This window comes from Leisingera daeponensis (assembly GCF_019801465.1).
Lineage (GTDB): Bacteria > Pseudomonadota > Alphaproteobacteria > Rhodobacterales > Rhodobacteraceae > Leisingera > Leisingera daeponensis_A.
Map to the genome: position 1 here is coordinate 867,916 of NZ_JAHVJA010000001.1, position 26,527 is coordinate 894,442.

Annotated in this window: 31 protein-coding genes; 15 read left to right on the forward strand and 16 right to left on the reverse strand. The window is 63.4% G+C overall.

Annotated features, from left to right (window positions below; translation table 11 throughout):
• Nucleotides 1–13 precede the first annotated feature (13 nt).
• On the reverse strand, nt 14–1,348 hold the full coding sequence (locus KUV26_RS04245; protein WP_222507422.1) for an NAD(P)-dependent oxidoreductase: 1,335 nt from the start codon (nt 1,346–1,348) through the stop codon (nt 14–16).
• A 39-nt stretch (nt 1,349–1,387) separates the two neighbouring features.
• Here KUV26_RS04245 and KUV26_RS04250 point away from each other — a divergent pair, with 39 nt between their 5' ends.
• The gene (locus KUV26_RS04250; RefSeq protein WP_222507423.1) at nt 1,388–1,663 is read left to right on the forward strand and encodes a hypothetical protein; all 276 of its coding nucleotides are present in this window, start codon (nt 1,388–1,390) and stop codon (nt 1,661–1,663) included.
• Here the strand turns inward: KUV26_RS04250 and KUV26_RS04255 are convergent.
• Together KUV26_RS04255 and KUV26_RS04260 are read right to left on the reverse strand one after the other, a co-directional pair.
• Complete coding sequence (locus tag KUV26_RS04255) at nt 1,641–2,039, reverse strand: RidA family protein (protein WP_222507424.1); 399 nt, start codon at nt 2,037–2,039, stop codon at nt 1,641–1,643. The two genes, KUV26_RS04250 and KUV26_RS04255, sit on opposite strands and share 23 nt — an antisense overlap.
• A 154-nt stretch (nt 2,040–2,193) precedes the next feature.
• Nucleotides 2,194–2,457 carry a DUF2312 domain-containing protein gene (locus tag KUV26_RS04260; protein ID WP_008553759.1) on the reverse strand — a complete coding sequence of 88 codons (264 nt, stop codon included), beginning with the start codon at nt 2,455–2,457 and terminating at the stop codon, nt 2,194–2,196.
• 203 nt (nt 2,458–2,660) lie between these two features.
• Between KUV26_RS04260 and KUV26_RS04265 the strand changes: the two genes are divergently transcribed.
• Entirely contained in the window at nt 2,661–2,879 is a 219-nt protein-coding gene (locus KUV26_RS04265; protein ID WP_222507425.1) for a hypothetical protein, read from the forward strand.
• A gap of 27 nt (nt 2,880–2,906) precedes the next feature.
• Here KUV26_RS04265 and KUV26_RS04270 read toward each other — a convergent pair whose 3' ends face one another.
• Entirely contained in the window at nt 2,907–3,122 is a 216-nt protein-coding gene (locus KUV26_RS04270) for a hypothetical protein (protein WP_222502996.1), read from the reverse strand.
• Nucleotides 3,123–3,413: 291 nt separating this feature from the next.
• Here KUV26_RS04270 and KUV26_RS04275 point away from each other — a divergent pair, with 291 nt between their 5' ends.
• From KUV26_RS04275 to KUV26_RS04290, 4 genes are read left to right on the forward strand one after another with little or no spacing between them, the layout of a single operon-like run.
• A complete protein-coding gene (locus KUV26_RS04275) occupies nt 3,414–4,277 on the forward strand; it encodes an MBL fold metallo-hydrolase (protein ID WP_222507426.1) in 864 nt (287 codons plus the stop codon).
• A 24-nt stretch (nt 4,278–4,301) separates the two neighbouring features.
• On the forward strand, nt 4,302–4,730 hold the full coding sequence (locus KUV26_RS04280) for a YeeE/YedE family protein (RefSeq protein ID WP_222502994.1): 429 nt from the start codon (nt 4,302–4,304) through the stop codon (nt 4,728–4,730).
• A complete protein-coding gene (locus tag KUV26_RS04285; protein WP_222502993.1) occupies nt 4,730–5,164 on the forward strand; it encodes a DUF6691 family protein in 435 nt (144 codons plus the stop codon). The genes KUV26_RS04280 and KUV26_RS04285 overlap by 1 nt, the downstream gene beginning before the upstream one ends.
• A 10-nt stretch (nt 5,165–5,174) precedes the next feature.
• Complete coding sequence (locus KUV26_RS04290) at nt 5,175–5,600, forward strand: TIGR01244 family sulfur transferase (protein ID WP_222507427.1); 426 nt, start codon at nt 5,175–5,177, stop codon at nt 5,598–5,600.
• Nucleotides 5,601–5,870: 270 nt separating this feature from the next.
• On the opposite strand, the gene KUV26_RS04295 is transcribed toward KUV26_RS04290, so the two are convergent.
• The 5 genes from KUV26_RS04295 to KUV26_RS04315 form a co-directional block, all read right to left on the reverse strand.
• Nucleotides 5,871–7,211, reverse strand: coding sequence for a FliM/FliN family flagellar motor C-terminal domain-containing protein (locus KUV26_RS04295; protein ID WP_222507428.1), 1,341 nt, complete (start codon nt 7,209–7,211; stop codon nt 5,871–5,873).
• Nucleotides 7,212–7,295: 84 nt separating this feature from the next.
• Nucleotides 7,296–9,974 carry an ATP-binding protein gene (locus tag KUV26_RS04300; protein ID WP_222507429.1) on the reverse strand — a complete coding sequence of 893 codons (2,679 nt, stop codon included), beginning with the start codon at nt 9,972–9,974 and terminating at the stop codon, nt 7,296–7,298.
• Entirely contained in the window at nt 9,974–10,291 is a 318-nt protein-coding gene (locus tag KUV26_RS04305) for a hypothetical protein (protein ID WP_222507430.1), read from the reverse strand. Before KUV26_RS04305 ends, KUV26_RS04300 begins: the two co-directional genes overlap by 1 nt.
• 7 nt (nt 10,292–10,298) lie before the next feature.
• Nucleotides 10,299–10,679, reverse strand: coding sequence for a response regulator transcription factor (locus KUV26_RS04310; RefSeq protein WP_222507431.1), 381 nt, complete (start codon nt 10,677–10,679; stop codon nt 10,299–10,301).
• 92 nt (nt 10,680–10,771) lie between these two features.
• Nucleotides 10,772–12,070 (reverse strand): helix-turn-helix transcriptional regulator, encoded by a 1,299-nt coding sequence (locus KUV26_RS04315; RefSeq protein WP_222507432.1) that lies wholly within the window; start codon nt 12,068–12,070, stop codon nt 10,772–10,774.
• A 231-nt stretch (nt 12,071–12,301) separates the two neighbouring features.
• On the opposite strand from KUV26_RS04315, the gene KUV26_RS04320 reads away from it, so the two are divergent.
• The 5 genes from KUV26_RS04320 to KUV26_RS04340 all read left to right on the forward strand — a co-directional run bounded on the left by KUV26_RS04320 (nt 12,302) and on the right by KUV26_RS04340 (nt 17,543).
• Complete coding sequence (locus tag KUV26_RS04320) at nt 12,302–13,648, forward strand: substrate-binding protein (protein WP_222507433.1); 1,347 nt, start codon at nt 12,302–12,304, stop codon at nt 13,646–13,648.
• 126 nt (nt 13,649–13,774) lie between these two features.
• The gene (locus KUV26_RS04325; protein WP_222507434.1) at nt 13,775–14,797 is read left to right on the forward strand and encodes a branched-chain amino acid ABC transporter permease; all 1,023 of its coding nucleotides are present in this window, start codon (nt 13,775–13,777) and stop codon (nt 14,795–14,797) included.
• A 4-nt stretch (nt 14,798–14,801) separates the two neighbouring features.
• Nucleotides 14,802–16,007 (forward strand): branched-chain amino acid ABC transporter permease, encoded by a 1,206-nt coding sequence (locus KUV26_RS04330; RefSeq protein ID WP_222507435.1) that lies wholly within the window; start codon nt 14,802–14,804, stop codon nt 16,005–16,007.
• Nucleotides 16,008–16,019: 12 nt separating this feature from the next.
• Nucleotides 16,020–16,775: an ABC transporter ATP-binding protein gene (locus KUV26_RS04335; protein WP_222507436.1), complete on the forward strand. Its 756-nt coding sequence runs from the start codon at nt 16,020–16,022 to the stop codon at nt 16,773–16,775.
• A gap of 12 nt (nt 16,776–16,787) precedes the next feature.
• Nucleotides 16,788–17,543 (forward strand): ABC transporter ATP-binding protein, encoded by a 756-nt coding sequence (locus tag KUV26_RS04340; RefSeq protein ID WP_222507437.1) that lies wholly within the window; start codon nt 16,788–16,790, stop codon nt 17,541–17,543.
• A gap of 159 nt (nt 17,544–17,702) precedes the next feature.
• On the opposite strand, the gene KUV26_RS04345 is transcribed toward KUV26_RS04340, so the two are convergent.
• Nucleotides 17,703–19,205 carry a class I adenylate-forming enzyme family protein gene (locus KUV26_RS04345; protein ID WP_222507438.1) on the reverse strand — a complete coding sequence of 501 codons (1,503 nt, stop codon included), beginning with the start codon at nt 19,203–19,205 and terminating at the stop codon, nt 17,703–17,705.
• A 95-nt stretch (nt 19,206–19,300) separates the two neighbouring features.
• Between KUV26_RS04345 and KUV26_RS04350 the strand changes: the two genes are divergently transcribed.
• From KUV26_RS04350 to aat, 4 genes are all read left to right on the forward strand, one after another.
• Nucleotides 19,301–19,837 (forward strand): LuxR C-terminal-related transcriptional regulator, encoded by a 537-nt coding sequence (locus KUV26_RS04350; protein WP_222507439.1) that lies wholly within the window; start codon nt 19,301–19,303, stop codon nt 19,835–19,837.
• 157 nt (nt 19,838–19,994) lie between these two features.
• The gene (gene accB / locus KUV26_RS04355; RefSeq protein WP_222502979.1) at nt 19,995–20,492 is read left to right on the forward strand and encodes an acetyl-CoA carboxylase biotin carboxyl carrier protein; all 498 of its coding nucleotides are present in this window, start codon (nt 19,995–19,997) and stop codon (nt 20,490–20,492) included.
• 9 nt (nt 20,493–20,501) lie between these two features.
• Nucleotides 20,502–21,851, forward strand: coding sequence for an acetyl-CoA carboxylase biotin carboxylase subunit (gene accC / locus KUV26_RS04360; protein ID WP_222507440.1), 1,350 nt, complete (start codon nt 20,502–20,504; stop codon nt 21,849–21,851).
• A gap of 74 nt (nt 21,852–21,925) precedes the next feature.
• Nucleotides 21,926–22,558: a leucyl/phenylalanyl-tRNA--protein transferase gene (aat, locus tag KUV26_RS04365; protein WP_222507441.1), complete on the forward strand. Its 633-nt coding sequence runs from the start codon at nt 21,926–21,928 to the stop codon at nt 22,556–22,558.
• Here the strand turns inward: aat and KUV26_RS04370 are convergent.
• From KUV26_RS04370 to KUV26_RS04395, 6 genes are all read right to left on the reverse strand, one after another.
• A complete protein-coding gene (locus KUV26_RS04370; protein WP_222507442.1) occupies nt 22,522–22,884 on the reverse strand; it encodes a DUF2155 domain-containing protein in 363 nt (120 codons plus the stop codon). The two genes, aat and KUV26_RS04370, sit on opposite strands and share 37 nt — an antisense overlap.
• Nucleotides 22,881–23,336: an outer membrane lipid asymmetry maintenance protein MlaD gene (mlaD, locus tag KUV26_RS04375; RefSeq protein WP_222502975.1), complete on the reverse strand. Its 456-nt coding sequence runs from the start codon at nt 23,334–23,336 to the stop codon at nt 22,881–22,883. The genes KUV26_RS04370 and mlaD overlap by 4 nt, the downstream gene beginning before the upstream one ends.
• A gap of 25 nt (nt 23,337–23,361) precedes the next feature.
• The gene (locus KUV26_RS04380) at nt 23,362–23,748 is read right to left on the reverse strand and encodes an NADH:ubiquinone oxidoreductase subunit NDUFA12 (protein WP_222507443.1); all 387 of its coding nucleotides are present in this window, start codon (nt 23,746–23,748) and stop codon (nt 23,362–23,364) included.
• A gap of 132 nt (nt 23,749–23,880) precedes the next feature.
• Nucleotides 23,881–24,246 carry a RidA family protein gene (locus KUV26_RS04385; RefSeq protein WP_222507444.1) on the reverse strand — a complete coding sequence of 122 codons (366 nt, stop codon included), beginning with the start codon at nt 24,244–24,246 and terminating at the stop codon, nt 23,881–23,883.
• 66 nt (nt 24,247–24,312) lie between these two features.
• Entirely contained in the window at nt 24,313–25,581 is a 1,269-nt protein-coding gene (clpX, locus tag KUV26_RS04390; protein WP_222507445.1) for an ATP-dependent Clp protease ATP-binding subunit ClpX, read from the reverse strand.
• 149 nt (nt 25,582–25,730) lie between these two features.
• Entirely contained in the window at nt 25,731–26,363 is a 633-nt protein-coding gene (locus tag KUV26_RS04395; protein WP_222502971.1) for an ATP-dependent Clp protease proteolytic subunit, read from the reverse strand.
• Nucleotides 26,364–26,527 lie beyond the last annotated feature (164 nt).

Consider the following 26,527-nt stretch of genomic DNA (forward strand, 5'->3'; position numbering starts at 1 on the left):
CTCCGCAGCTGGCTCAGCCCATCAGGCTGGAGTGAATGTCCATTGCAGCGTCGCGGCCCTCGGCCACAGCCGTTACGGTCAGGTCCTCGCCGCCCGAAGCGCAATCGCCCCCGGCCCAGACCCCGGCAACCGATGTGCGCCCGTTGGCATCGACCTTGATCTTGCGGCCCTCCAGCGCCAGCGCATCGGGCTGGCCTTCCAGCGTCTGGCCGATTGCCTTGAACACCTGATCCGCGGCCAGCCGCACCGTTTCGCCGGTGCCGGACACCTTGCCGTCCGTGACTTCAGTATACTCCAATTCGATCTCGGCTGCCGCACCGTTGCCATGCACCGCCTTTGGCATGACATTGAACATCAGCTTGACACCCTTGGAGGCCGCAAGATCCTGCTCGAACCGGCTCGCCCCCATCTCGTCGCGGCTGCGGCGGTAGGCGATGGTGACGTTTTCCGCACCCAGCAGTTTGGACTGCACCGCGGCATCCACTGCGGTCATGCCGCCGCCGATCACCACCACGTTGCGGCCCACCGGCAGCGCCGTCAGGTCGTCCGCCTGCCGCAGCTCGGCAATGAACTCCACCGCATCCCGCACGCCGTTCTTGTCCTCACCCGGCGCGCGCAGGGCGTTGACTCCGGCAAGCCCGATGGACAGGAACACCGCGTCACAGCTTGAGGTCAGCCCGTCCAGCGAAAGATCCGCACCCAGCTTCTTGCCGTATTCCATCGTGATGCCGCCGATCTTCAGCAGCCAATCGACCTCGCGCTGCGCGAAATCATTGGTGGACTTATAGGCGGCAATGCCGAATTCGTTGAGGCCGCCGGGTTTGGACTTGGCGTCATAAACCACCACGTCATGGCCCAGCATCGCCAGGCGGTGCGCCGCCGACAGCCCCGCAGGACCGGCTCCGACTACGGCAACCTTCTTGCCGGTGGATGCAGCGCGGGTGAAGGGATGCGTTCCCTTTTCCATCAGCGTGTCGGTGGCATAACGCTGAAGGCGGCCGATCTCGACCGGCTTGCCCTCGGCCGCCTCCCGAACGCAGGCCTCTTCGCACAGCGTCTCGGTCGGGCAGACACGGGCGCACATGCCGCCAAGGATATTCTGCTCCAGAATGGTCCTGGCCGCGCTTTCGGGGTGGCCTGCCTGAATTTCCCGGATGAACTGGGGGATATCGATGCTGGTCGGACATGCGGTCATGCAGGGCGCATCATAACAGAAATAGCAGCGGTCCGCCGCCACGGCGGCCTCATGCGCGTCATAGGCTGGGTGCAGGTCCGAGAAGTTCTCGGCAATGCCGACAGCGTCAAGCCGCGCTGCCTGAATGCCGGATGCCTGATGGCTGGAAGCCATTGGGTGTCTCCCTGATTTTCTGTTGTTATTGCTAACAGAGTGCCACAGTCGTATTTTTTATCAACTGGTAAAATTTCATGCAGCTGCACAGAAAATGGCCGCCCCGAAGGAGCGGCCAGCAACAAGTTGAAATTGCAACCTTATTCCGGATACGCCTTCAGCCAAAATCAGCCTGACTGGTTCGGCATGACCCGTGAAGTGCTGAAGTTCCCTGGAAACTGCGGGTTTGTTCAGCCCCTTTCAATGGCCAAGGGCCGCCGAAAACCGCCCTGCCCGCGCGCCAAGCGCGACGTCACGACGGCAGCACGGCTGTAGCTTCGATTTCCACCTTGGCGTCATCCTCTACCAGGGCGGAAACAACCACCATGGTCATCGCCGGGAAATGATAGCCCATCACTGCGCGGTAGGCTTTGCCCACTTCCGCCTGATGGGCCAGGTATTCTTCCTTGTCCGTCACAAACCAGGTGAGCCGGGTGATATCCTCAGCTGAACCGCCCGCGGCCTCGACCACCTCAAGAATGTTACGCAGTGCCTGGCTCATCTGCCCGATGAAGTCCTGAGCCTCAAACACCTGATCCGCGGTCCAACCGATCTGACCGCCGACGAACAGCAGCCTGCCCTCTGCCACCATGCCGTTGGCATAGCCTTTTGCGGGCTTCCACCCTTCGGGATGCACGCTGATGGCCGGCATGGCGGAACTCCTTTTCTGATAACTGCCTGGGCTGACCTTAGCGCCGCCGTCCCATTTATTTCAAGCTTAAAGTTTCCTGCCTGCAGGTCCCAAAAGACAAAGCCGCGCAGGTTCGGGACCTGCGCGGCTGATCAGTTCAACTTGAAAACGCAGCTTACATGCCGAGCGCTTCCTTGTACATTTCCAGCACCGCCTCTTCTTCTGCGATGTCGTTCTCGTCGCGTTTGCGCAGAGCGATGATTTTGCGCATCACTTTGGTGTCGTAGCCACGGCCCTTGGCTTCGGCCATCACCTCTTTCTGCTGTTCGGCGATGGTTTTCTTTTCTTCGTCCAGCCGCTCGAACCGTTCGATGAACTGGCGCAGTTCGCCAGCGGTCACGCGGTAGTTTTCGCTCTTTTCGTCTTCGGTGATATCCATCTGCGGCTCCGTCGGCACATGCTGTCAGTTGCTGTCAGCGCAAGGGGATAGCGCCCTGCCCGCCGCGCCGCAAGAAGGGAAAACGGCGGAGCCGGCACAAACGTGAAAAACCTCCGCCCAGCCACTGCCGCGGTTGCAGCGCTTGCGCGCGCAGGTCGGATCGGCTAGGCGCAACTCAGCCTTTACCCCGCGGGAGCACGCCAATGTTCGATCTCATTGTCTGGACCGGAGCCGCAGTTTCAGTTGCCGGCCTGCTGGGACTGATCTGGTGCATCTTCAAAGTCGCCCGCGCCCGCCGCCAAAACCTGGACGACAAGGCGCTGCGCGCCGCGGTGCAGTCGGTGCTGCCCTACAATCTTGGCGCACTGCTGCTTTCGGTTCTGGGTCTGATGCTGGTGATGGTCGGTATCTTTCTGGGCTGACCCGCCAGAGCCAGCCCAGACAGCCGGTCAGACCGGAACGTTGTCGAACATTTCCTCAACCGCTTCCTCGCACAGGGCTGCCTCCAGCCGGCGCAAGCGGCCGGGAACCTCCGCGCCGGTCCTGCGCATATAGTCCAGCAAACGGATGAACTCCGGCCGCATGGCCAGCCGGGCAGCGCCGCTTTCCTCGCGGATCCGGGTTTCCAGGTTTTCGACGGTGTGCAGCAGATCTTCTCGTGTCATTGGCGGACCTCCCTGTCTCATGATGAGGTTATCCCGGTTTTTCACAACAGGCGTGTGAACACCCGTAAAATTTAGGCGTACCGCCGCCGATTTGTGCAGAATTAACGGCCGTCTGCCGGTTTGCAGGCAGTCTTGTCACGTACTGCCCTTAGCATAGGCCGGATTCCCTGCGCCTTGACTTAAATCATCCGGAGCCGATGATTCCAAAACGCCTCAGGCGGCAGCCGCGCGCACGCTTGAAACACATTCTGAAATCGTTATATGAATTGCGAAACTAAGGGAGAGCACCTTATGACACCCGCAGTCAAAGCCTTCTTCGACGAAGCCACCAACACCGTTTCCTATGTGGTGCGCGAACCGGAAGGATCCGCCTGCGCCGTCATTGATTCGGTCCTGGATTATGACCAGGCCGCGGGGCGCACCTGCACCGCATCAGCGGATACGGTCATCGCCTGGATCAGGAAGGAAGGCCTGCGGGTGGAATGGATTCTGGAAAGCCACGTCCATGCCGACCACCTGTCCGCCGCGCCGTATCTGCAGGAGCAGCTCGGCGGCAGGATCGGGATCGGCGACCAGATCACGGTGGTTCAGGACACTTTCGGCAAAGTGTTCAATGAAGGCACCGAATTCAAGCGCGACGGCAGCCAGTTCGACAGGCTGTTCCGCGAGGGCGACAGTTTCATGATCGGCCAGATCAGGGGCGAAGTGCTGCACACGCCCGGGCATACCCCGGCCTGCCTCACCTATGTGATCGGCGATGCAGCCTTTGTCGGCGATACGCTGTTCATGCCGGATTTCGGCACCGCCCGCTGCGATTTCCCCGGCGGCTCGTCAGCGGATCTCTACAACTCGATCCAGAAGATCCTCGCGCTTCCGGATGAAACCCGCGTGTTTGTCGGCCACGACTACAAGGCCCCCGGGCGCGATGATTACGCCTGGGAAACAACCGTGGGCGAGCAGAAGGCTCTGAACGTGCATGTCGGCTCAGGCCGCAGCATCGAAGAATTCGTCGAGATGCGCGACGCCCGCGATGCAACTTTGGGCATGCCGCGTCTGATCCTGCCCTCGCTGCAGGTGAACATGCGCGCAGGCCAAATGCCGGAACCGGACGAACAGGGCGATGTGTTCCTGAAAATCCCGGTCAACAAGCTCTGACCGCGAAGATAACGGAGGCCACGCATGGAAGCAGATTGGATCTGGGGCTTGGGCGGCGGATTGCTGATCGGGCTTGGCGGAGCGGTATACCTGCTAGGCAATGGGCGTATCATGGGCGCCAGCGGCATTTTGGGCGGGCTGCTGGACGGCAGCGGCCGCAACACCGCAGCCGAACGGTCTGCTTTCATCGCCGGGGTGATCGGCGTGCCGCTGCTGATCGGGCTGCTGACAGGCAGCACGCCCGACACCCAAGTGACCGGAAATGCCGGGCTACTGGTGCTGGCCGGCCTGCTGGTGGGCGTTGGAACACGCGTCGCCAATGGCTGCACCTCGGGCCACGGGGTCTGCGGCATTTCCCGCCTGTCCCTGCGCGGGATTGCGGCCACCGCCGTCTTCATGCTGGCCGGCATCCTTACCTTGGCGGTGCTGCGCCAAATTCTGGGGGTGATCTGATGCTGCGGACTGTTTTGGCTCTTACCGCAGGCGGTTTGTTCGGCGCCGGGCTGATGGTGTCGGGGATGACCGATACCGCCAAGGTCCAGGGGTTTTTGGATATCTTTGGCAGCTGGGACCCGACTTTGGCCTTCGTGATGGGCGGCGCGCTGCTGCCGATGGCATTCGCCTGGCGGTTGACCGAAGGGCGCAAACCCGCCGCTGGCGGCAGCTTCCCTTCCCCTCCTTCGGCGGAGCTGGACAGGCGGCTTGCCGTTGGTTCGGTGCTGTTCGGCATCGGCTGGGGACTGGTGGGCCTCTGCCCCGGCCCGGCAATGGCCTCGCTCAGCTACAACGGCTGGCAGGGCGCGCTGTTCCTGGCGGCAATGGCCTGCGGCATGATAGCCGCTCCCAAACTCAGCCGGCATCTGGACCGGGGCGCAGCAAACGCGTAAAGACTCGCGCATGGATGCACGCGTAATCACCCCCCGCTATTCGGTCTCGCCTCAGATCTCGGCCGAGGACCTGCCCGCCATTGCCGCTGCCGGCTACAAAACGGTGATCTGCAACCGTCCGGACGAAGAAGTGCCGCCCAGCCATCAGGCCGAAGCAATCCGTGCCGCAACGGAGGCCGTCGGCCTGCGGTTCGAGGCTCTGCCCCTCACGCATCAGACGATGACGCCGGAGAACGTGGCCCTGCAGCGCGAACTGTATGAAGGCTGCGAAGGCCCGGTTCTGGCCTATTGCGCCTCCGGCACCCGCTGTTCGGTTGCGTGGGCCCTGAGCCAGGCCGGCGACATGGCCGCCGACGACATCCTGCAGAAAACCCAAGCCGCAGGATATCAGCTGGACGGGCTGCGTCCTGCGCTTGAATCACTGTCCGGCAGATAAGCAACGGCACGAAACCGCCGTCAGGCCCGGCCGCGCCCCGCGCTCTCCGGCAATTCTGAAAATGTTCGCAAACAAGGGCTTGCGCGACGCGCCTGACGCAACGCCGCGCAAGCCGTTTGCCTATTGCAGCCGCTGTTTGCCAAGTTCAGAAATGTTCAGCCCTGCACACAGCGGCACCAGCTTGGCGCCTCACGGCACTGCACCGGCCGCACCTGCAGGAGCAAAGAACCGGCGTTTGCATGGCCGCAACCCGGAACCGAAGGCAGCGGTTCATCCTTCCGGAAGCGCGCCGTCCAAACCGGCCAGCTGAGAGATCTCTTCCGGATCGCCCGCGGCGAAATCCCCCAGATCACCTCCGGGCAGATCCGGCAGGTCGGGAAGATCCGACAGGTCAGGCAAATCGGCAAAGCCGCCGTCCAATCCATCCATGCTCAGGCCGCCGCCGCTGTCGAATCCGCCTCCGGAATCTCCGCCGAAACCGGCCTCCAGCCCTTCGCCGTCAAGAGTGGGCAACTCCTCCCCGGCGCCCGCATCCAGCGCCGATGCGTCCATTGCCGCCCCGCCGTCCAGTCCGGGCATCCCCATGTCACCCATCGGATCCTGAAGCCCTTGCGCGGCAATCCCCATATCCATGCCAAGCGCCGGCGCCGAACCTGGCAGCGCTTCCATGCCGCCGCCTTCGGAAAACGCCATGGCTTCTGCAGCGGGGTTGCTTGCCTGTTTGGACTTGGGCGAGGTCAGACGCACCGCCCGCGCACCATTCATCTGGCCAAGTCGGCCCTGGGCAACAGACTTGCCGCCGATGGTCAGAAGATCCGTTTCATAGAGAAAGGCCGCGTCCAACGGGATGGTATCGCCAATCTGAAGACCGGCAAATTCCTGCAGCGGAACCCGCATCTTGCACAGCACCGCCGTCAGCTCCGCCCGAATGGAATCCAGATTGCTGCCCAAGGAGGGGCCGTTGCCGCTGCCCGGGCCGCCCTGCAGCTCCTCTGGCGTGGGCTCGGGCAGAATCAGCTTCATCACCCCCTGCATCGTGCCGCAGGCCAGATCCAGGTTCAGCTCGATCAGCCGGTAGTCATCCGCTTCCATGCCCAGCACCAGGCTGCGCACGGTTTCGACCTGAGCGCCAAAACGATACCCGGAAAACAGCGCCTGATCCGCATGCCCGTCAAGCATTGCCACCACCTTGGCAAAGCTGCGTTCCAGGAATTCGGAGGTCATCGCGGCGTCGGTCGGCGTGTAGTGGCGTTCATCCGGCGCCTTTCCGATCACGGCGCCGATGGTCTGCTGCTGGATCAGCGCAGTCACTGTGGCGGCATCCATGCTGGCTGCGCCAAGGCGGCCCTGCGGGCAATCCAGCACAACCAGAAGATCCTTATCCGAAAGCTGCCCGGCCAAGTCATCGGAATCCCGGTTGGACTGTCGCGCGGCCAGCACTGCCAGCGGCAGGTCGCACAGGTCCGCAGCCGCGCGCGCAACCGACCGGCGCAAGGCCTTCAGCGTCAGGGAACTGCTCAGCCCCCCGGCACCTTCCTTGGCCGCTGCCAGCTTGCGTGCAAGCACACTTTGCCTGCCGCTGCCCGCCTCTGCTGCTTCTGTCTCAGACATAGGCTGTTGTACCTGCCCCTTGCGCGTCCCGTTTCCCCGGTTTTAACCGAAAGGGGGTTAACAACTTCTGTATTCCGCTTCCGGTTAAGCAGCCTTTTCCCCTGCGGCAGGCAAGGAAACCCGGAAGGCACCTCCGCCGCGACCCGGCAGATAAGACACATCACCACCCAGCCGCTGCATGACTTCCCGGCAGATCGCCAGCCCCAGCCCGGCCCCGCCGGCCCGTTCCGGGCTGACCCTGGCAAATTTTTCAAAGATCATTTGCTGGGCATCCTGAGGCACACCGCTGCCGTTGTCGGTGAATTCGACATGCAGCCATCCGCCGGATGCCGACGCCGACACCGTCAGCTCCGGCTGATCCGCGTCACAGTATTTCTGGGCGTTGGCGATCAGATTGATGAACACTTGCGCCAGCCGGTCGAGATCGGACGAAATCCGGAAGCCTTCCGCATCCGGCCAGCGCTTGACCGTCAGCGGCCGCTCCGACCCGGCCAGCGCGGCAGAAACGGCGTGATCCAGCACCTCTGACAGGCCGCCAGCGGTGATGTTGAGGCTGACCTGGCCGCTTTCGAGCACGCTGAGGTCCAGCAGGTCATTCAGCAGCCGGGTCAGCCGCAGTGTTTCATCGTGAATGATCCCGGCATAACGCCGCTGCTCTTGCGCGCTCAGCTGCCCGGCGTCGCGCAGGATCTCGGAAAACGCGCGGATTGAGGTCATCGGCGTGCGCAGTTCGTGGCTGACCTGGCTCAGAAAGGCGTCCTTCTGCTCAGACAGCTGCGTCAGTTTTTCGTTTGTTTCCCTTAGCTTCCGAGCCGTTGCTGACAACTCCGCGGACTGCGCCTCCAAGCGGCTGGAATACTCCAGCATCTGCGCGGTCTCATCCGCAACCGCCAGCAAATCCGCCACCGAAACCGAAGAGCCGCCGGCGATCTGCCCAATCATCGCATGTGCCGCGGCCGCCCCGATCGAGGCGCTCAGCTCGCGTTCCAGCCGCTCCAGAAACGCAGGCGTAGGCTCCGGCAGCGGGCCGCGCCCGCCCTGGCGCTGCCGCTCGCGGTCAAAAAACGCCTGCGCCTCCGTGGCGCCCAGAATCCGCTGCGACATGATCATCAGGTCTTCGCACTGCGCCACCGAACCGGTCCAGCCGCGCGGCCCTGCGGAATGGTCAAACACATTGACGAACTGCGCCCCTTGCAGCCGCTCCAGCGGGCTGGGGAAACTCATTAGCGAAACCAGGCAGAACACCAGCGCATTGAGGCTCATCGACCACATCACCGCGTGGACCGTGGGATCCAGCCCCTCGATTCCGAACAGCGCCGACGGGCGCAGCCAGCTGAGCCCGAAAAGGCCGTGGCGCAGGATGTGCTCCGGCAGCAGGCCGCCCCCAAGGGCGGGCAGCAGCATCGTGTAAAGCCAGATCCCGAAGCCAACCGTCAGACCGGCCAATGCTCCGCTGCGGGTGGCGCCGCGCCAGAACAACCCGCCCACCAGCGCAGGCAGCAGTTGCGCCACCCCCGCAAAGGAGATGAGCCCGATGGCGGCCAGCGCCGCAACACCGCCGGAGAGGTGGTAGTAGAAATATCCCAGCGCCATGATCGCGGCGATCGACACCCGGCGCGATAGCAGCACGACGTCGCGCACATCACCCGAAACTGACGCCCGCCGGCTCTGCAGCCGCAGCCAGACCGGCATCACGATGTGGTTCGACACCATCGTCGACAACGCCATCGCCGCCACGATCACCATAGACGTGGCTGAGGAAAACCCGCCGAGGAACGACAGCATTGCCAGCCCTTGCTGGCCCTGCTGCAACGGAACCGTCAGCACGAACATGTCGGGATTCGATCCGGCAGGCAGCAAATCCAGCCCGACTACGGCAATCGGCACCACGAACATTGAAATGAGCAACAGATACAGGGGAAATGCCCAGGAGGCGATACGAAGGTGGCGTTCGTCCTCATTCTCCACCACCATCACCTGGAACATGCGCGGCAGGCAGATGAAGGCCGCGGCGGCCAGGAAAGTGATTGTGGCCCAGCGGCTTCCATCAACATTCCACTGGCCGATCTGCGAGGCGTCGATGCGGGCCAGGGTTTCGCCGACACCGCCGGCAACCCCCCAGACGACAAAAACCCCGACCGCCAGCAGCGCCGCCAGTTTGACGATCGCTTCGAGAGCAACCGCTGTCACCACGCCGTGATGGCGCTCGTTGGCGTTGAGGTTGCGGGTGCCGAAAAGAATCGCAAACACTGCCAGCCCGGCCGCCACCCAGAAAACAATCGAGGTTTCGTTGTACCCCCGCAGCGGATCGGCCTCGGCAAAGATGGCGAAAGACAGGGTAACCGACTGCAATTGCAACGAAATATAAGGGGTAACGCCAATCACCGCGAGAATGGTCACCCCTGCGGCCAGAAGATTGGACTTGCCATAGCGCGACGACAAGAGGTCAGCGATGGAGGTGATCCGCTGGCTGCGGCCGATCCGCACCAGCTTGCGAAGGCCCCACCACCAGCAGATCATCACAAGCGACGGCCCCAGGTAGATGGTCACATACTCCAGCCCCGAGCGCGCCGCATATCCAACAGCGCCGTAAAACGTCCAGGCAGTGCAGTAGATCGACAGCGACAGCGTGTAAATCAGCGGCGAGCGCATCCAGGCCGCGCTCTTGCCGCGCGTTGCCATGCGGTCCGCCCAGAACGCGATAAAGAACAGGAAGGCGACATAGGCCAGGCACACAAACGCAAGCACATTGAGCGAGGCCATCAGCCGTCCTCCGCCCCGCTTGCCTCATCCGGGCCGCCGGTCCAGTGATCCGCCCACCGCTGCACCGCCAGACTGAACACGAAGCAAGCTGCGATCAGGCCGATCCAGACGGCAAAGACATAAATGATGGCAGCTGACATGCTGACCCCGCCGCGCGCTGCCGGATGTGAGGACGCCTCGGGCCACAACAGCGGCAGCGCCAAAAGCAACGCCCCCAGAACCGGCAGCAACCGGGAAATGTCCATCAGCCGGCGGCGGCGGTAAGTCTGACGCTCCGAGCGGGTGCCCGCCTGTTCATCGCCGCTCCCCATGGCCATCGCGCCCTTATCCCTGCCCGGCCTGCGCGTGCAGGTCGCGCACCGCTGTCAGAACCTCGGCGTTGGAGAAGGGCTTTGTCATGAACCGGGTCACCCCCGCTTTCTCCGCCATCTCACGGTCCCGCATCTGTCCGCGGGCGGTCAGCATCAGCACAGGCAGGGCCTGCAAGCCCTCAACCGCGCGGACCTCCCGCACGATTTCCAAACCGCTTTTTCCCGGCAGCATCAAATCCAGAATCACCAGGTCTGGAGCGGCGTCACGGATCACCTCCACCGCGGTCGCGCCATCGCTGTGCGCATCAACACTCCAGCCGTCGCGCATCAGCAAAAACCGGATAGCCTCCGTGATATTCGGTTCATCTTCTATCAGAACTACATGCCTGCCCATCAGCAGTCTTTCCTCCCGGCGCGGCCCTGCAGCCTGGACAGCCCGGGCACGCGGTTATTTTTCCGCAGGTTAGCCGCCTGCCGGCATGAGTGTCAAAACTCTTCCTTCAGGATCGACGGTTCGCGCCGGGCCGGGCAGGCCTGGCGCGGGCAAATCCTGCAGCTGGCTCCGACCGGCTGCGGATCCTGAGCGTCCTTGGCACCGGGCAGGATCAGCATCACGGCCCGGTACAGGGGATCTTCTCCGAAATCGGGCTGTTTCTGCGGCCAGGCCACCGCCATGCAATCAAAGGCTGCCGCGTTGCGCCCGTGCTGCACGACATTGCGCCGCACCGGAACATTCGGGTTCACCAGCGCTGTGTAAAGCGGCCACAGCGGGCAGGACGCCCCGAAGCGCGGCATCGCAAAGCCGGTGACCGGCTTGCGGAACAGCAGCGTTCCCGACGCATCGCAAACCACCAGCCCGGCCTCCCGCCCCAGCACCTCCTCCGGCAGCGCGGCCAGCCGCCGCAGCACCGCTGGCAGGCCGCACCCGAAGTGCTGCGCCAGCGCCGCCGGGTCCAGCCCGCCGGCGCGGAGTTCGCGCTCCAGTGCCTGCAGCGGCATCGCGCGGGCGTCTGCCTGGTACTGCGCCAGCGCAGCGCGGGCCAGGCTGCGGGCCGCCTCGCTGACCAACTCCGGGGCCTCCCGCACCAGATCCTGCGGCTCCGCCCGTTCCTCCTCCAGCTCCGGGAAATGGAACCGGTTTGCCTGCAGGTAGGCTTCGGCTTCCTCCTGCGGCATGCCGCGGCGGTCGGCGCCGGCGGCGCCCTCATCCAGGAAACCCACCAGCGCCCGGCTGCTTTCCGACAGGCGCAGCGAATCTTCATTGAGATTCTTGTGAAACCGGTCGCGCCATTCCTGCTCCAGCTCGCCTGTTTCCGCCAGAATCGACGCTGTGGACCTGATCGCCGCCGCGGTCGACAGCACCTCATGCACGGATGCGGCCAGATTGGGGTCGTGGGTCAGCCGGTCCGAGAGCGTCTCCACCGTCCGCTCCAGGACGGCGATGCGGCGGTGGCCGGCTGCCAGCACCTCTGCCCAGCCTGGAAAGCGGCCGGCAAACTCATCTACCCGGTCCAGTTCCGCCACCGGCACACCACTGTCCGCCGCCGCCTCCCGCAGGGTCGAGATCAGCGCCGCCTCCGCGCCTTCGCTGAGCATCGACGGCTCCACCCCCAGCACACCGGCAATACCGACCAGCAGTTTACCGCCGATTCTGCGGCGGTTGTGCTCGATCAGGTTCAGATAGGAGGCAGAGATCCCCGCTTCCCGCGCAAGTTCGGCCTGGCGCATGCCCAGGATCAGCCTGCGCTCGCGGATCCGGCTGCCGGTCAGGGTGTCGCGTGCCATGCGTGCGGGCCTCTCAAAACACTTCCATTTCAAAGACTTTCTGCAACGCAAAATAAGTTTGTTTACAGATCACCCAAATTATCTGTTCAGTTATTTACAGAATTTTCAAGCTGTAAAAGGGTTTTATTGCCTGAATTTACATGAGCCTCCCATACTGATTTTGCACGCAAAGTGCTGGTACCGCGCAGAAGTGAGGAGCTGCAAGGCACCAATCTTATCAGGGAGGAATACATGACTAAATTTGACGTTTCGCGTCGCGGAGTCTTGAAGTCCGGCGCATTTGCCGGCGCCGGCGTGGCGCTGCCGACCATCTTTACCGCCTCTTCCGCGGCGGCCTTTACCAATGAACCGACCGGGAGCTCAGTGACCCTGGGCTTCAACGTCCCGCAGACCGGCCCCTACGCAGACGAGGGCGCCGACGAGCTGCGCGCCTATGAACTGGCGGTCGAGCATCTGAACGGCGGCGGCGACGGCGGCATGATGAACACCTTCAGCTCCAAGGCGCTGCAGGGCTCCGGCATCCTGGGCAAGAAGGTCGAATACGTCACCGGTGACACCCAGACCAAATCGGACGCCGCCCGCGCATCCGCCAAGTCGATGATCGAAAAGGACGGCGCGGTGATGATCACCGGCGGCTCGTCATCCGGTGTGGCGATCGCCGTTCAGGGCCTTTGCCAGGAGGCAGGCGTGATCTTCATGGCGGGCCTCACCCATTCCAACGACACCACCGGCAAGGACAAGAAAGCCAACGGCTTCCGCCATTTCTTCAACGCCTACATGTCCGGCGCGGCACTGGCGCCGGTGCTCAAGAACCTCTACGGCACCGACCGCAAGGCCTATCATCTGACTGCCGACTACACCTGGGGCTGGTCGCAGGAAGAATCGATCAAGGCCGCCACCGAAGCAATGGGCTGGCAGACGGTGAACACGGTGAAGACACCGCTGGCGGCAACCGACTTCTCCTCCTACATCGCCCCGGTTCTGAACTCCGGCGCCGACGTGCTGGTGCTGAACCACTACGGCGGCAACATGGTCAACTCGCTGACCAACGCGGTGCAGTTCGGCCTGCGCGACAAGCAGGTGAACGGCAAGAACTTCGAAATCGTGGTGCCGCTCTACTCGCGGCTGATGGCCAAGGGCGCGGGCGCCAACGTCAAGGGCATCCACGGCTCCACAAACTGGCACTGGACGCTGCAGGATGAGGGCTCCAAGGCCTTCGTGAAATCCTTCGGCACCAAATACGGGTTCCCGCCGAGCCAGGCTGCGCATACCTGCTATGTGCAGACCCTGCTTTATGCCGATGCGGTGGAACGGGCCGGCAGCTTCAACCCCTGTGCAGTGGCAGAGGCGCTCGAAGGCTACGAGTTCGACGGCCTCGGCAACGGCCCGACCCTTTACCGCGCCGAGGACCACCAGTGCTTCAAGGACGTTCTTGTGGTGCGCGGCAAGGAGAACCCGACCTCCGAGTTCGACCTGCTGGAAGTGGTCGAGGTCACCCCGCGGGCGCAGGTGGAATACGCACCGGACCATCCGATGTTCGCCGGCGGCAGCCTGGGCGAATGCAACCCGGGCGCTTAAGCCAGCAACCGGGCATTGGAACTTAAAAATATCCGGACCGGATTCCGGGCCGGATTCCGGCTGCCCGAACCGGCCCGTCCGCCCCCCGCCGGACGGGCCTCCCAAACCTGACGCACGGTGGGACCTATGGACGCCATTCTCCTGCAAATCCTGAACGGGCTGGACAAAGGCTCGGCCTATGCGCTGATCGCGCTGGGTTTGACACTCATTTTCGGCACGCTGGGCGTGGTGAACTTCGCCCACGGGGCGCTGTTCATGATCGGCGCCTTCTGCGCCGTCACCCTGCAGCGCATTCTGAACCTCAGCTTCGAAACCGTCGATGAAACGCAGACCGATTTCCTCGGCAACCCGCTGAAGGTGAAAACCCCCTATGTCGAGGCCTGGTTCGGCCCCGACATCGGCGGCTCCATCGTCGACTGGGCAGTGCCGCTGGCGATCCTCTTCGCCATCCCGATCATGATCGGCGTCGGCTATGTGATGGAGCGCGGCCTGATCAAGCATTTCTACAAGCGCCCCCATGCGGACCAGATCCTGGTGACCTTCGGCCTCGCCATCGTGCTGCAGGAAGTGGTCAAGTACTTCTACGGCGCCAACCCGATCCAGACCCCGGCGCCGGACGCGCTGAACGGGGTGATGAACCTCGGCGCCGTTATCGGCATGGACATCATCTACCCGGTCTGGCGGGTGGTGTATTTCGCCTTTGCCGTGCTGATCATCGGCGGCATCTTCTGTTTCCTGCAGTTCACCACATTCGGCATGGTGGTCCGGGCGGGCATGGCCGACCGCGAGACGGTCGGACTGCTGGGCATCAACATCGACCGCCGCTTCACCATCATGTTCGGCATCGCCGCCGCTGTCGCCGGACTGGCGGGGGTGATGTACACCCCGATCAACCCGCCGAACTACCACATGGGCATGGATTTCCTCGTTCTCAGCTTCGTCGTGGTCGTCGTCGGCGGCATGGGCTCCCTGCCCGGCGCCGTGCTGGCCGGCTTCCTGCTGGGCATCCTGGAAAGCTTTGCCTCCACCACCTGGGCCACCACCACCCTGCCCGGAATCAACCAGATCATCATCTATCTCGTCGCCATCGCCGTGCTGCTGACCAGACCGCGCGGGCTGATGGGGCGCAAAGGCGTGATGGAGGACTAAGGCCATGTTCGGATTAAACAAAAAAGACACCAGCGTTCTCATCATCGTGGCGGTTATGGTGATGCTCGCCCCCTTCCTGCTGAACCCCTTCCCCTCAGCCTCCGGGCTTGCGCAATTCAACGCCGGCTATCCGGACCTGATGCAGAAGTTCGTGATTTTCGGCATCTTCGCGATCGGTTTCAACATCCTGTTCGGCCTGACCGGCTACCTCAGCTTCGGCCACGCCGCCTTTCTCGGCGTCGGATCCTACTCCTGTGTCTGGATGTTCAAACTGCTGGGCTACAACGTGCTACCGGGCATCCTGCTGTCGATCGCCGTCTCCGGCGTCTTCGCTCTGCTCATCGGCTACGTCAGCCTGCGCCGCTCGGGAATTTATTTCTCCATCCTGACGCTTGCTTTTGCGCAGATGAGTTACGCGCTGGCCTATTCGGTTCTCTCCAACCCCAAATTCAACCTGACCAACGGCGAAACCGGGCTTCAGGTCTATGCCGACGATCCGCAATGGTTCCACAACCCCGACCGCCTGCCCGACCTGCCGCATCTTTTCGGGCTCAGCATGCGGGCGACCTACAAGCTGGATCTGGGCGCCTGGGAGTTCCAGTTCAACGCGGGCTACTACCTGTGCGCCGTGATCATGCTCGCCTGCTTCTACCTAGCCATCCGCATCTTCCGCTCCCCCTTCGGAATGATGCTGCGGGCGGTGAAATCGAACCAGCAGCGGATGAACTACACTGGCCTCAACAGCCGCCCCTACACGCTGGCCGCCTTTGTGATCTCCGGCATGTACGCCGGGCTGGCCGGCGGGCTTCTGTCTGCGGTGGATCCGCTGGCGGGCGCCGAGCGGATGCAATGGACCGCCTCCGGCGAGGTCGTGCTGATGACCATTCTGGGCGGCGCCGGCACTCTGATCGGCCCGGTCCTGGGCGCAGGCTTCATCAAGTACTTCGAAAACATCTTCTCCAAGATCAACGACTACGTGCTGCACAGCTGGTTCAGCTTCCTGCCGGATGGCATGGAGGACGCCGTGGTGTTCCTGATCCACCCCTTCATCGGCAAGGGCTGGCACCTGACGCTGGGCATCCTGTTCATGCTGGTGGTGATCTTCCTGCCCGGCGGGCTGGTCGAAGGCGGACAGCGGCTGGTGAACTGGATCCGCGGCCGCAAGGCCAAAAGCAGCACCGCCGCCCATGAAACCAACCCCGCGGAATAAGGAGACAGACCAATGGGTATCCTTGAAGTCAAAGACGTGGGGAAACGGTTCGGCGGCCTGCAAGCGCTGTCCGACGTGAACCTCAGCGTAAAGGAAAACTCGGTCCATGCGATCATCGGGCCGAACGGCGCAGGCAAGTCCACCCTGTTGAACTGCCTGGTCGGCAAGCTGATCCCCGACACCGGATCGGTGATGTTCGACGGCCAGTCCGTGCTGGGCCGCGCACCCTATGAGATCAACCAGATGGGCATTTCCCGCGTGTTCCAGACGCCTGAGATCTTCGGCGACCTGACCGTGCTGGAAAACATGATGATCCCCTGCTTCGCCAAGCGGGACGGCGCATTCGAGCTGAACGCGCTGTCCGCGGTTCTCAAGCAGAATGACATCCTGGAGCGTGCTGAGCACATGCTGGAAGAGATGAACATGGCGGACAAGCGCGGCATGCACGCCGCCGCGCTGTCCCGCGGCGACAAGCGGCGGCTGGAGATCGGCATGTGCCTGAGCCAGGAACCGCGCCTGCTGCTGCTGGATGAGCCCACTGCAGGCATGGCCCGGGCCGATACCAACAACACCATCGACCTGCTCAAGCAGATTTCCGAGGAGCGCGACATCACCATCGCCATCATCGAGCACGACATGCATGTGGTGTTCTCGCTGGCCAACCGGATCACTGTGCTGGCTCAGGGCACCCCCCTGGTCGAAGACGACCCGCAGAACATCCGCGGCAATCCGAAGGTGCGTGAAGCCTATCTGGGCGAGTCGGCGTAAGGAGGAACCACCATGAACGGCAAACCCGATTTCTCCAAGAACGCCAATGCGGCCTCCACCGCCCCGGCCTTCCTGTCGGTCTGGGATGTACATGCCTATTACGGCGAGAGCTACATCGTGCAGGGCATCAACTTCAACGTCCATGAGGGCGAGATCCTCGCGCTCCTGGGCCGCAACGGCGCGGGCAAGACCTCGACCCTGCGCTCAATCGCCCGCACAGGTTCCCCAATGGTGACCCGGGGCGAAATCTGGCTGGACCACAAGCCCCTGCACACCATGGAATCCTATGAGGCCGCAGCCGCGGGTCTGGGGCTGGTGCCGGAGGACCGCCGCATCATTCCCGGCCTGACGGTGGAGGAAAACCTGCAGCTGGCGCAGATCACGCCGCCGATCGGCTGGTCGCTGGAACGGCTCTATGACCTGTTCCCCCGCCTCGGCGAACGGCGCAAGCAGGAGGGCGTGACACTTTCGGGCGGCGAGCAGCAGATGCTGGCGATCGCCCGCGCGCTGGCCCGCGACATCAAGGTGCTGCTGCTGGATGAACCCTACGAGGGTCTCGCCCCGGTGATCGTCGACGAGATCGAAAAAACCCTCATCCACATCAAGGAACAGGGCATGACAACTATCATTGTCGAGCAGAATGCGGTCCGCGCCCTGGAACTGGCGGACCGTGCGGTGATCCTCGATACCGGCGGCATCGTCTTTGACGGCACCGCTGCCGAGGTTCTGGAAAACGAGGAGCTGCGCGCCGAGTACCTGGCGATTTGACAATGGCTCCAATGGCAGCGGCTCCCTGCCGCTGCTATCCGCCTAAGGCCGGCCCCGCCCAGGGCCGGCCTCTTTTTGCACGCTGTGGCCAGAAAAACGCTCCGGGCTCCGGTGTAGCTCTTGCCTGAAACATCCCCGGGGCTAGGGCAGCGCCCCGGGCTAACCCTGAAACTTGGCGCGCAGCTCGGTTTTCAGCACCTTGCCGTAGTTATTCTTGGGCAGCGTGTCGATGCGCAGATAGGCCTTGGGCCGCTTGAACCGGGCGATCCGGCTGTTGCAAAGGTCGTCCAGCTCCGCCTCCGGCGCGTCTCCCACGACAAAGGCCACCACCTCCTCGCCCCAGTCGGCATGGGGCCGGCCCACGACCGACACCTCTCGCACCTGAGGGTGCATCAGCAGCACTTCCTCCACCTCGCGCGGATAAACGTTGGAGCCGCCGGTGATGATCATGTCCTTGGACCGGTCCTGCAGGGTGAGGTAGCCGTCCCCGTCCAGCACCCCCATGTCGCCGGTCATCAGCCAGCCGTTGATCAGCGCCCCGGCGGTAGCCACCGGGTTGTCCCAATAGCCCGGCATCACCGCATCGCCGCGCACCATGATCTCTCCATGGCTGCCTGCGGGCAGGAACGCACCCTCCGGTGTGCCGATCCGCACCTCCACCACGCTCTGTGCCCGGCCGACGCTGGCCAGCCTTTCACGCCAGCGCGGATGCGTGCGGTCCTGCACGTCATGGCGCGGCAGCGCGGTAATCGCCATCGGGCATTCGCCCTGACCGTAGACCTGCACAAAGACCGGGCCGAAATGCGCCACTGCCTCCATGATATCCGCCACATACATCGGCCCGCCGGCATAGACGACGGTGCGCAGCCCCTCGCCCGTGCGGCCCAGCCGTTTGGCCTCCGAGGTCATCCGCGTGACCATGGTGGGCGCCGCAAACATGTGTACCCGCCCGAAATGCGCGGCCAGATCGAAAATCTCCGCCTCGTCAAAGCCGCCGGACACCGGGCAGATATGGCGCGCGCCAGCCAGAACATGCTGGATCGCATAGATCCCCGCGCCGTGGCTCATCGGTGCCGCATACAGCGCGTGGTCCTCTGCGCTCACCTGATCCACGTCGGCGAAATAGGCGATGGCCATGTTCATCAGCATCCGGTGGGTGATCATCACTCCCTTGGGACGCCCGGTGGTGCCGGAGGTGTAAAACAGCCAGGCCAGATCCCCCGGCTGGCGCGACGCGGGTTCCGCCACCGGATCAGCCTGCAAGGCGTCCGCATACTCCGTGCCGGTGATGTCAACGCAGCACACCTTGGCGTTTGTGTCCTCAACCGCCTCTGTCAGCCCCGGCGACGTGAACACCAGCCCGGCGCCGGAGTTTTCAAGGATAAACTCTGCCTCCCTGCCGTGCAGCTTGGCATTGATGGGCACTGCCGCCGCTCCGGCATACCAGATGGCGTAAAGCGCGATCAGGTAATCCGGGCAGTTCTTCATGAAAATGCCAACCCGGTCCCCGGGCGTGATGCCCTGCGCCTGCAGCCAGCCCGCGACCGAGGCCGCCCGCGCATGGAACCCCGCGTAATCCGCAACCGGTTCCCGCCCCAGGTACAGCGCCGGCCGCGCGCCCTCCGCCGCTGCCATCCTTGCCAGCCATTCCGCTACGTTCATCCGTTGCTCCTCTCCGGCTTGCGGCCGCGGCCTGAAACCGCCGCGCAAACCCAAGCCCCTTCAATTCCGCAGAAATACCTGCGTATTAGTAGCATATGAGCGATCTTGCCTTTGACCATGCCCCTGTGGGCCTTGCCGTTCTGGAACGCCGCGTCATCACCCGGTGCAACCTGCAATTCGCCGCCACCTTCGGCGGCACGCCGTCCGACTACGCCGGCATGCTGGTGGCGGAGCTCTATCCGAGCCAGGAGGATTTCAACCGCATCGGCGCCTTGCTGCAGCGGCCCGAAGCGCAGACCGGCAGCTACAGCGACGAACGGATCATGCGGCGGCGGTCCGGCGCCCTGTTCTGGTGCCGGGTGCGGGGCCGCTCGGTGACGCCGGAGGCGCCGTTTCAGACCGGGATCTGGTCATTTGCCGACATCTCCGAGGACCGCCCCGTGGTCTCCCTAACCCCGCGCGAGCGGGAGGTGGCAATTCTGACCTGCAAGGGGCTGTCCGCCAAGGAAATCGGCAAGCAGCTGGACCTGTCCTACCGCACCGTGGAAAGCCACCGGGCGCATCTTTTGCATAAATTCGGTGCCCGCAAACTGCCGGAACTGGTAGCGAAACTGTCCGGGATGCCCCTCTGACCAGGAATTTCCCGCCGGCGATTGCGAATCCGCGCCATAGCCCTCATGTTACGGCCCAGTTCAGGAGTGCTTTCCTTGCGGTAATCCTTGCCCTATAAGCGCCCTAATTTCCCGCCCGCCTTAACCGGCGGGCCTGTCGGAATTGGCTGAGGACAATATGACAAACAAAACTCACGAAGCTGACGTGGCATTCATCAAGGCGCTGGCGGAGCTGCTGCGCGAAAACGACCTGACCGAGCTGCAGGTCAAACGCGACTACGGCGATGATGACAGCCTGAACGTGCGCGTGTCGCGCCAGACCGCAATGGCAGCGGCCCCGATGCAGGTACAGGTTCCTGCTGCAGCCCCCGCGCCGGTTGCCGCCGCAGCCGCACCGGCTGCTGCCGCCCCCGCAGCCGCAAATGACGATCCGGCCAGCCACCCCGGCGCCGTGACTTCCCCGATGGTCGGCACCGTTTACCTGCAGCCGGAACCCGGCGCGCCCTCATTCATCTCGGTCGGTGCCAAAGTCAGCGAAGGCGACACCCTGCTTATCGTCGAAGCGATGAAGACCATGAACCACATTCCGGCGCCCAAGGCTGGCACCGTGAAGCGCATCCTGGTCGAAGACGGCGCCGCCGTGGAATTCGGGTCGCCCCTGGTCATCATCGAGTAAGGGTCTGCAATGTTTGACAAGATCCTGATTGCCAACCGCGGCGAAATCGCCCTGCGCGTGATCCGCGCCTGCCGCGAGATGGGCATCAAGTCCGTCGCGGTCCACTCCACCGCAGATGCCGATGCGATGCACGTCCGCATGGCCGATGAATCGGTCTGCATCGGCCCGCCTTCGGGCGCGCAGAGCTACCTGTCGATCCCGGCCATCATCTCGGCCTGCGAAATCACCGGCGCCCAGGCGATTCACCCGGGCTACGGCTTCCTGTCGGAAAACGCCAACTTCGTGCAGATCATCGAAGACCACGGCCTGACCTTCATCGGCCCCTCGGCGGCGCATATCCGCATCATGGGCGACAAGATCACCGCCAAGGAAACCGCCAAGAACCTCGGCATACCGGTGGTCCCCGGCTCCGAAGGCGGCGTGCCGGACATCGCGGCGGCCAAGAAGGCCGCTGCCGAGATGGGCTATCCGGTGATCATCAAGGCGACCGCCGGCGGCGGCGGCCGCGGCATGAAGGTGGCCAAGAACGAGAAAGAGCTGGTTTCAGCCTTCTCCACCGCCCGCTCCGAGGCCAAGGCCGCGTTCGGCAATGACGAAGTCTACATGGAGAAATACCTCCAGAAGCCGCGTCACATCGAAATCCAGGTCTTCGGCGACGGCAAAGGCACCGGCGTGCACCTGGCGGAACGCGACTGCTCGCTGCAGCGCCGCCACCAGAAGGTGTTCGAGGAGGCCCCTGGCCCCTGCATCACCCCGGAAGAGCGCGCCAAGATCGGCAAGATCTGCGCCGACGCCATCGGCAAAATGGGCTATTCCGGCGCCGGCACCGTCGAGTTCCTCTATGAGGACGGCGAGTTCTACTTCATCGAGATGAACACCCGCCTGCAGGTGGAGCACCCGGTGACCGAGGCCATCTTCGGCGTCGACCTGGTGCGCGAGCAGATCCGGGTGGCCGAAGGCCTGCCGATGTCCTTCACCCAGGACGATCTGGAAATCAACGGCCACGCCATCGAGGTGCGGATCAACGCCGAGAAGCTGCCGAACTTCTCGCCCTGCCCGGGCAAGATCACCCAGTACCACGCCCCCGGCGGCCTGGGTGTGCGGATGGATTCGGCGCTTTACGACGGCTACTCGATCCCGCCCTACTACGACTCGCTGATCGGCAAGCTGATCGTGCACGGCCGCGACCGGACCGAGGCGCTGGCACGCCTGAACCGCGCCCTGGGCGAGCTGATCATCGACGGCATCGACACCACCGTGCCGCTGTTCCATGCACTGCTGCAGGAGCAGGACATCCACACCGGCGACTACGGCATCCACTGGCTGGAACGCTGGCTGGAAGAGAACACGCCGGGCTGAAACCCGCGGGGCGCACCAGCAGGTTGCGCCCCGTTTTACTTTTCCCTGCCTTTGCCCTTTATACTGGCGTCACTATGAGCCTGACTGCCGATCTCCTGCTGCACGCCTATTCCGCCGGTGTCTTCCCTATGGCCGAACACCGCGACGACCCCGAAGTGTTCTGGGTCGACCCCAAACGGCGCGGGATCCTGCCGCTCGACGGCTTCCGCATTTCCCGGTCCCTCGCCAAGCGCATCCGCAACGGCGGCTTCGAGATCACTGTGAACCGGGATTTCGCTGGCGTGGTGGACGGCTGCGCCGACCGGGCCGAGACCTGGATCAACTCAGAAATCCGGGACCGCTACCTCGACCTGCACATGATGGGCAACGCCCATTCGCTGGAGGTCTGGCACGAGGGGGAACTGGCCGGCGGCACCTATGGCGTTTCGCTCGGCGGCGCCTTTTTTGGCGAGAGCATGTTTTCGCGCCGCCGCGATGCCTCCAAGGTGGCGCTGGCCTATCTCACCGACCGGCTGCGGCAGGCGGGCTTCACCTTGTGCGACACCCAGTTCCTGACCGCGCATCTGGCCTCAATGGGCGGGATCGAAATCACCCGTGCACGCTACCGCGCGCTGCTCCGCGAAGCCCTGAACAGGAAGGCGGATTTCTTGCAGCCGCCTGTGCCGGCGCCTCAGCTGCTTTTGCAGCGGATGACCCAGACGTCGTAGCGGTTGTGGTCCAGCGCGTTCAGCGCCGGGCTGGAGGCAATCATCCAGCCCTGGAAATGCTCGGCGCCGTTCTTCGGGTCCCGCACCGACAAATAGGCAAAAGCATCCCCGGTCGGGTTCTCCGCCGGATAACGGCAGTCGTGCACGCTTACTAGCAGGCCGAACATCTCGGCACTGCCGCCAATGGCAACTTCAGCATCCAGGGAATGCCCGTTGACCTTGTCCAGCGCCCGCAGCACCGCTGCCGTGCCCTGCTCGGCTTGCTCCTGCGCCCAGCCGGGCATGGCCAGCGCAAAAGCCGTCAGTGCTGCCGCAAGGCGCTTCACGAGTCGCCCTCGCCGCCGCCCGCGACGAATTTCACCAGCAGCGAGATCAGGCTGACCGCGCCTTGGGTGTCCTCGATCTCATCGCCGGGCTCAAAGGCGAAGGGCGAGCCCCCCGGCATGATCTCCACGAAATTGCCGCCCAGCAGGCCTTCGGAGGAAATCACCACCGCACTGTCATCGGGGATCTCGATGCCCTCCTTGACGGAAAACACGGTATCGGCGCGGAACGTTTCCGGGTTCAGCCCGACACCGGTGACGGTGCCGATCTTGACGCCTGCAAGACGCACATCGGTGCCAACGCTGACGCCTTCCAGCGAACGGAAAGAGGCGGTCAGATCATAGGTGGAGCCGGCGCGCGACAGGCCAGCAGCCTGCCCCGCATAAACGGCAAAGCCGATGGCCGCCGCCAGCACGATGCCGCCGGCAAAAACTTCAGTGGGATTATGGGACATGAAATCAGCCTTTTGGCAGATGTGTTTACTCGGGCACCCAGGCCTCGTAATCGCGGCGCTCTTTCGGCTCGCCGCCTTTGCGGATCGACCCCGCCGGCGCATAGGCCATCATGGTGCCGGTCAGGTTTTCCTGATGCGGCTTTTCCCAGGCCTTGTGCTTCAGCGGCTTTTCGCTCGGCACCTCGTCAAAGGTGCGGTGCAGCCAGCCGTGCCAGTCCGGGCTCACGCGGGAGGCCTCGGCCTCGCCATTGAAGATCACCCAGCGCTTGCTGTCGTCCGCATTGCGGTAGAAGACATTGCCCTGATCATCCTCGCCCACCTTGATCCCCTTGCGGGCGGTGAAAATCGCGGTGTTCAGGGTGGAACCGTTCCACCAGGTCACAGCGCGCAGAAGAGTGTTCAGGATTCCCATGGGTGCCTCCGGATTTTTCAGACTTGATATGGCCCAATTTCCCGCCAAGGTCCAGTCGCTTGCACCTTGCCAGGCTTAGACTTGGCGGGAAATGGCAGTTTTGCGTCAGCAGCTGATGCGCCGCCCCGCAGGTCAGCTGCCGGCCGGAGCCAGCGCGGTCAGCTCAATCTCAATCCGGAACTTGGGATCGATCAGGTTGCACTCCACCATGGTGGCCGCCGGTGGGTTGGCGCCGAAGGTTTCCGCCAGGACCGGCCAGCAGGGTTCGAACTCCGCTGCATCCGGAAGGTAGTAGTTCACCCGCACCGCATCGGCAAAGCTGGCACCGGCCTTCTCCAGCGCCGCGCCGATTGTCTCCAGCGCCGATCTGCACTGGGCGACAACATCGTCGCCCTGCCCGACGGTGCCCGCCACATGCACGAAGCCGCCCGCCACCACGGCGCGGCTGTAACCGATCTTTGCCTCGAACTCACCGCCCGAAGAAATCCGCTTGATCATGTTTCTCTCCTCAACATGAAAGCGGCGCGGAAATCACCGCGCCGCCCGATACAAACTTTCTGCCGCTCAGCCCGCTGACGCCGGCTCTTTCTCTGCATCCGCGTGGATCATCAGCGGCTGCGCTTCCGAGGTCACGGCCTCTTCGTTCACCACCACCTTGGTGACGCTGTCCATGCCGGGCAGGTCGAACATGGTATCCAGCAGGATATCCTCCATGATCGAGCGCAGGCCGCGGGCGCCGGTCTTGCGGTCGATGGCCTTCTTGGCAATCGCGCTCAGCGCCTCGTCGGTGAAGTCCAGCTCGGTGTCTTCCAGCTCGAACAGGCGCTGGTACTGCTTGACCAGGGCGTTCTTGGGCTGGGTCAGGATGGTGACCAGCGCGTCCTCATCCAGGTCTTCCAGCGTCGCCAGAACCGGCAGACGGCCGACAAATTCCGGGATCAGGCCGAATTTCAGCAGATCTTCCGGCTCCAGGTCCTTGAAGATCTCGCCGACGCCGCGCTCGTCATTGTCGCGCACATCGGCGCCAAAGCCCATCGCCGAGCCCTTGCCGCGCTGCGCGATGATCTTGTCGAGACCGGCAAAGGCGCCGCCGCAGATGAACAGGATGTTGGTGGTGTCCACCTGCAGGAATTCCTGCTGCGGATGCTTGCGGCCGCCCTGCGGCGGCACCGAAGCGACGGTGCCTTCCATCAGCTTCAGCAGCGCCTGCTGCACACCCTCGCCCGACACGTCGCGGGTGATCGAGGGGTTTTCCGACTTGCGGGTGATCTTGTCGACCTCGTCGATATAGACGATGCCGCGCTGCGCCCGCTCGACATTGTATTCCGACGCCTGCAGCAGCTTCAGAATGATGTTCTCGACATCCTCGCCCACATAACCGGCTTCGGTCAGCGTGGTGGCATCAGCCATGGTGAAGGGCACATCCAGAATCCGCGCCAGCGTCTGCGCCAGCAGCGTTTTGCCGCAGCCGGTGGGGCCGATCAGCAGGATGTTCGACTTCGCCAGTTCGATGTCCGAACCCGCCTTCTGGGCGTGGTTCAGGCGCTTGTAGTGATTGTGCACCGCAACCGACAGCACCCGCTTGGCGGTCGCCTGGCCGATCACATAGTCATCCAGCACCTGGCAGATGTCCTTGGGCGTCGGCACACCGTCGGTGGCCTTAAGGCCCGATGCCTTGGTTTCTTCACGGATGATGTCCATGCACAGTTCAACGCATTCATCGCAAATGAAGACGGTGGGGCCAGCGATCAGCTTGCGCACTTCATGCTGGCTCTTGCCGCAGAAGCTGCAATAGAGGGTGTTCTTGCTGTCGCCGCCTGAATTCGTCGCCATGGTCTACCTTTCAGTCCGCCCGGTCCGCTGCGCCCGCGCCGCGGGGCAATTCATCTTTTGGCCAGCTTAAGCCAGTGCTTAGGCCGCCACAATGTGAAAGTGCGCCCCATCTGAAACCCGGGGCACACCGCTGGTCACACGCGCAGGCCTCAGGCCTGCTCGTCGTCGCCCTTGGCGCGGTTTTCGACGATCTCGTCGATCAGGCCGAACTCCTTGGCCTCTTCCGGCGACATGAAATTGTCGCGCTCCAGCGCGTTGACGATGCTGTCGTAGTCCTGGCCGGTGTGCTTGACGTAGATCTCATTCAGGCGCTTCTTCAGCTTCAGGGTCTCTTCGGCGTGGATCATGATGTCGGTGGCCTGGCCCTGGAAGCCGCCGGAGGGCTGGTGCACCATCACGCGGGAGTTCGGCAGGGAGAAACGCATGCCCGGCTCGCCGGCGGTCAGCAAGAGCGACCCCATCGAAGCCGCCTGGCCGATCACCAGGGTCGAGACCTTGGGCTTGATGTACTGCATGGTGTCATAGATCGACAGGCCGCTGGTCACCACGCCGCCCGGGCTGTTGATGTACATGGAGATTTCCTTGGACGGGTTCTCCGCCTCAAGGTGCAAGAGCTGCGCCACGATCAAAGAGCTCATCCCGTCGTGCACCGGGCCGTTCAGGAAGATGATCCGCTCCTTCAGCAGGCGGGAAAAGATGTCATAGGCCCGCTCGCCCCGGCTGGTCTGCTCAACCACCATCGGGACCAGGGTATTCATGTATGTTTCTCTGGGATCAATCATTTCGACCTGCCTGCGTTGTTTATGTCCGGCACCATACCCGACAGTGTGTTACCCGAGTCTTAGTATCGCCCCTTTTGACCTGCAAGGGGCGGCGGTCATTTTCACGATGACGCAAACCTGTATCCGGTGTCGCAATCCGCTGGAACGCTGTCGCTATTCTCAGG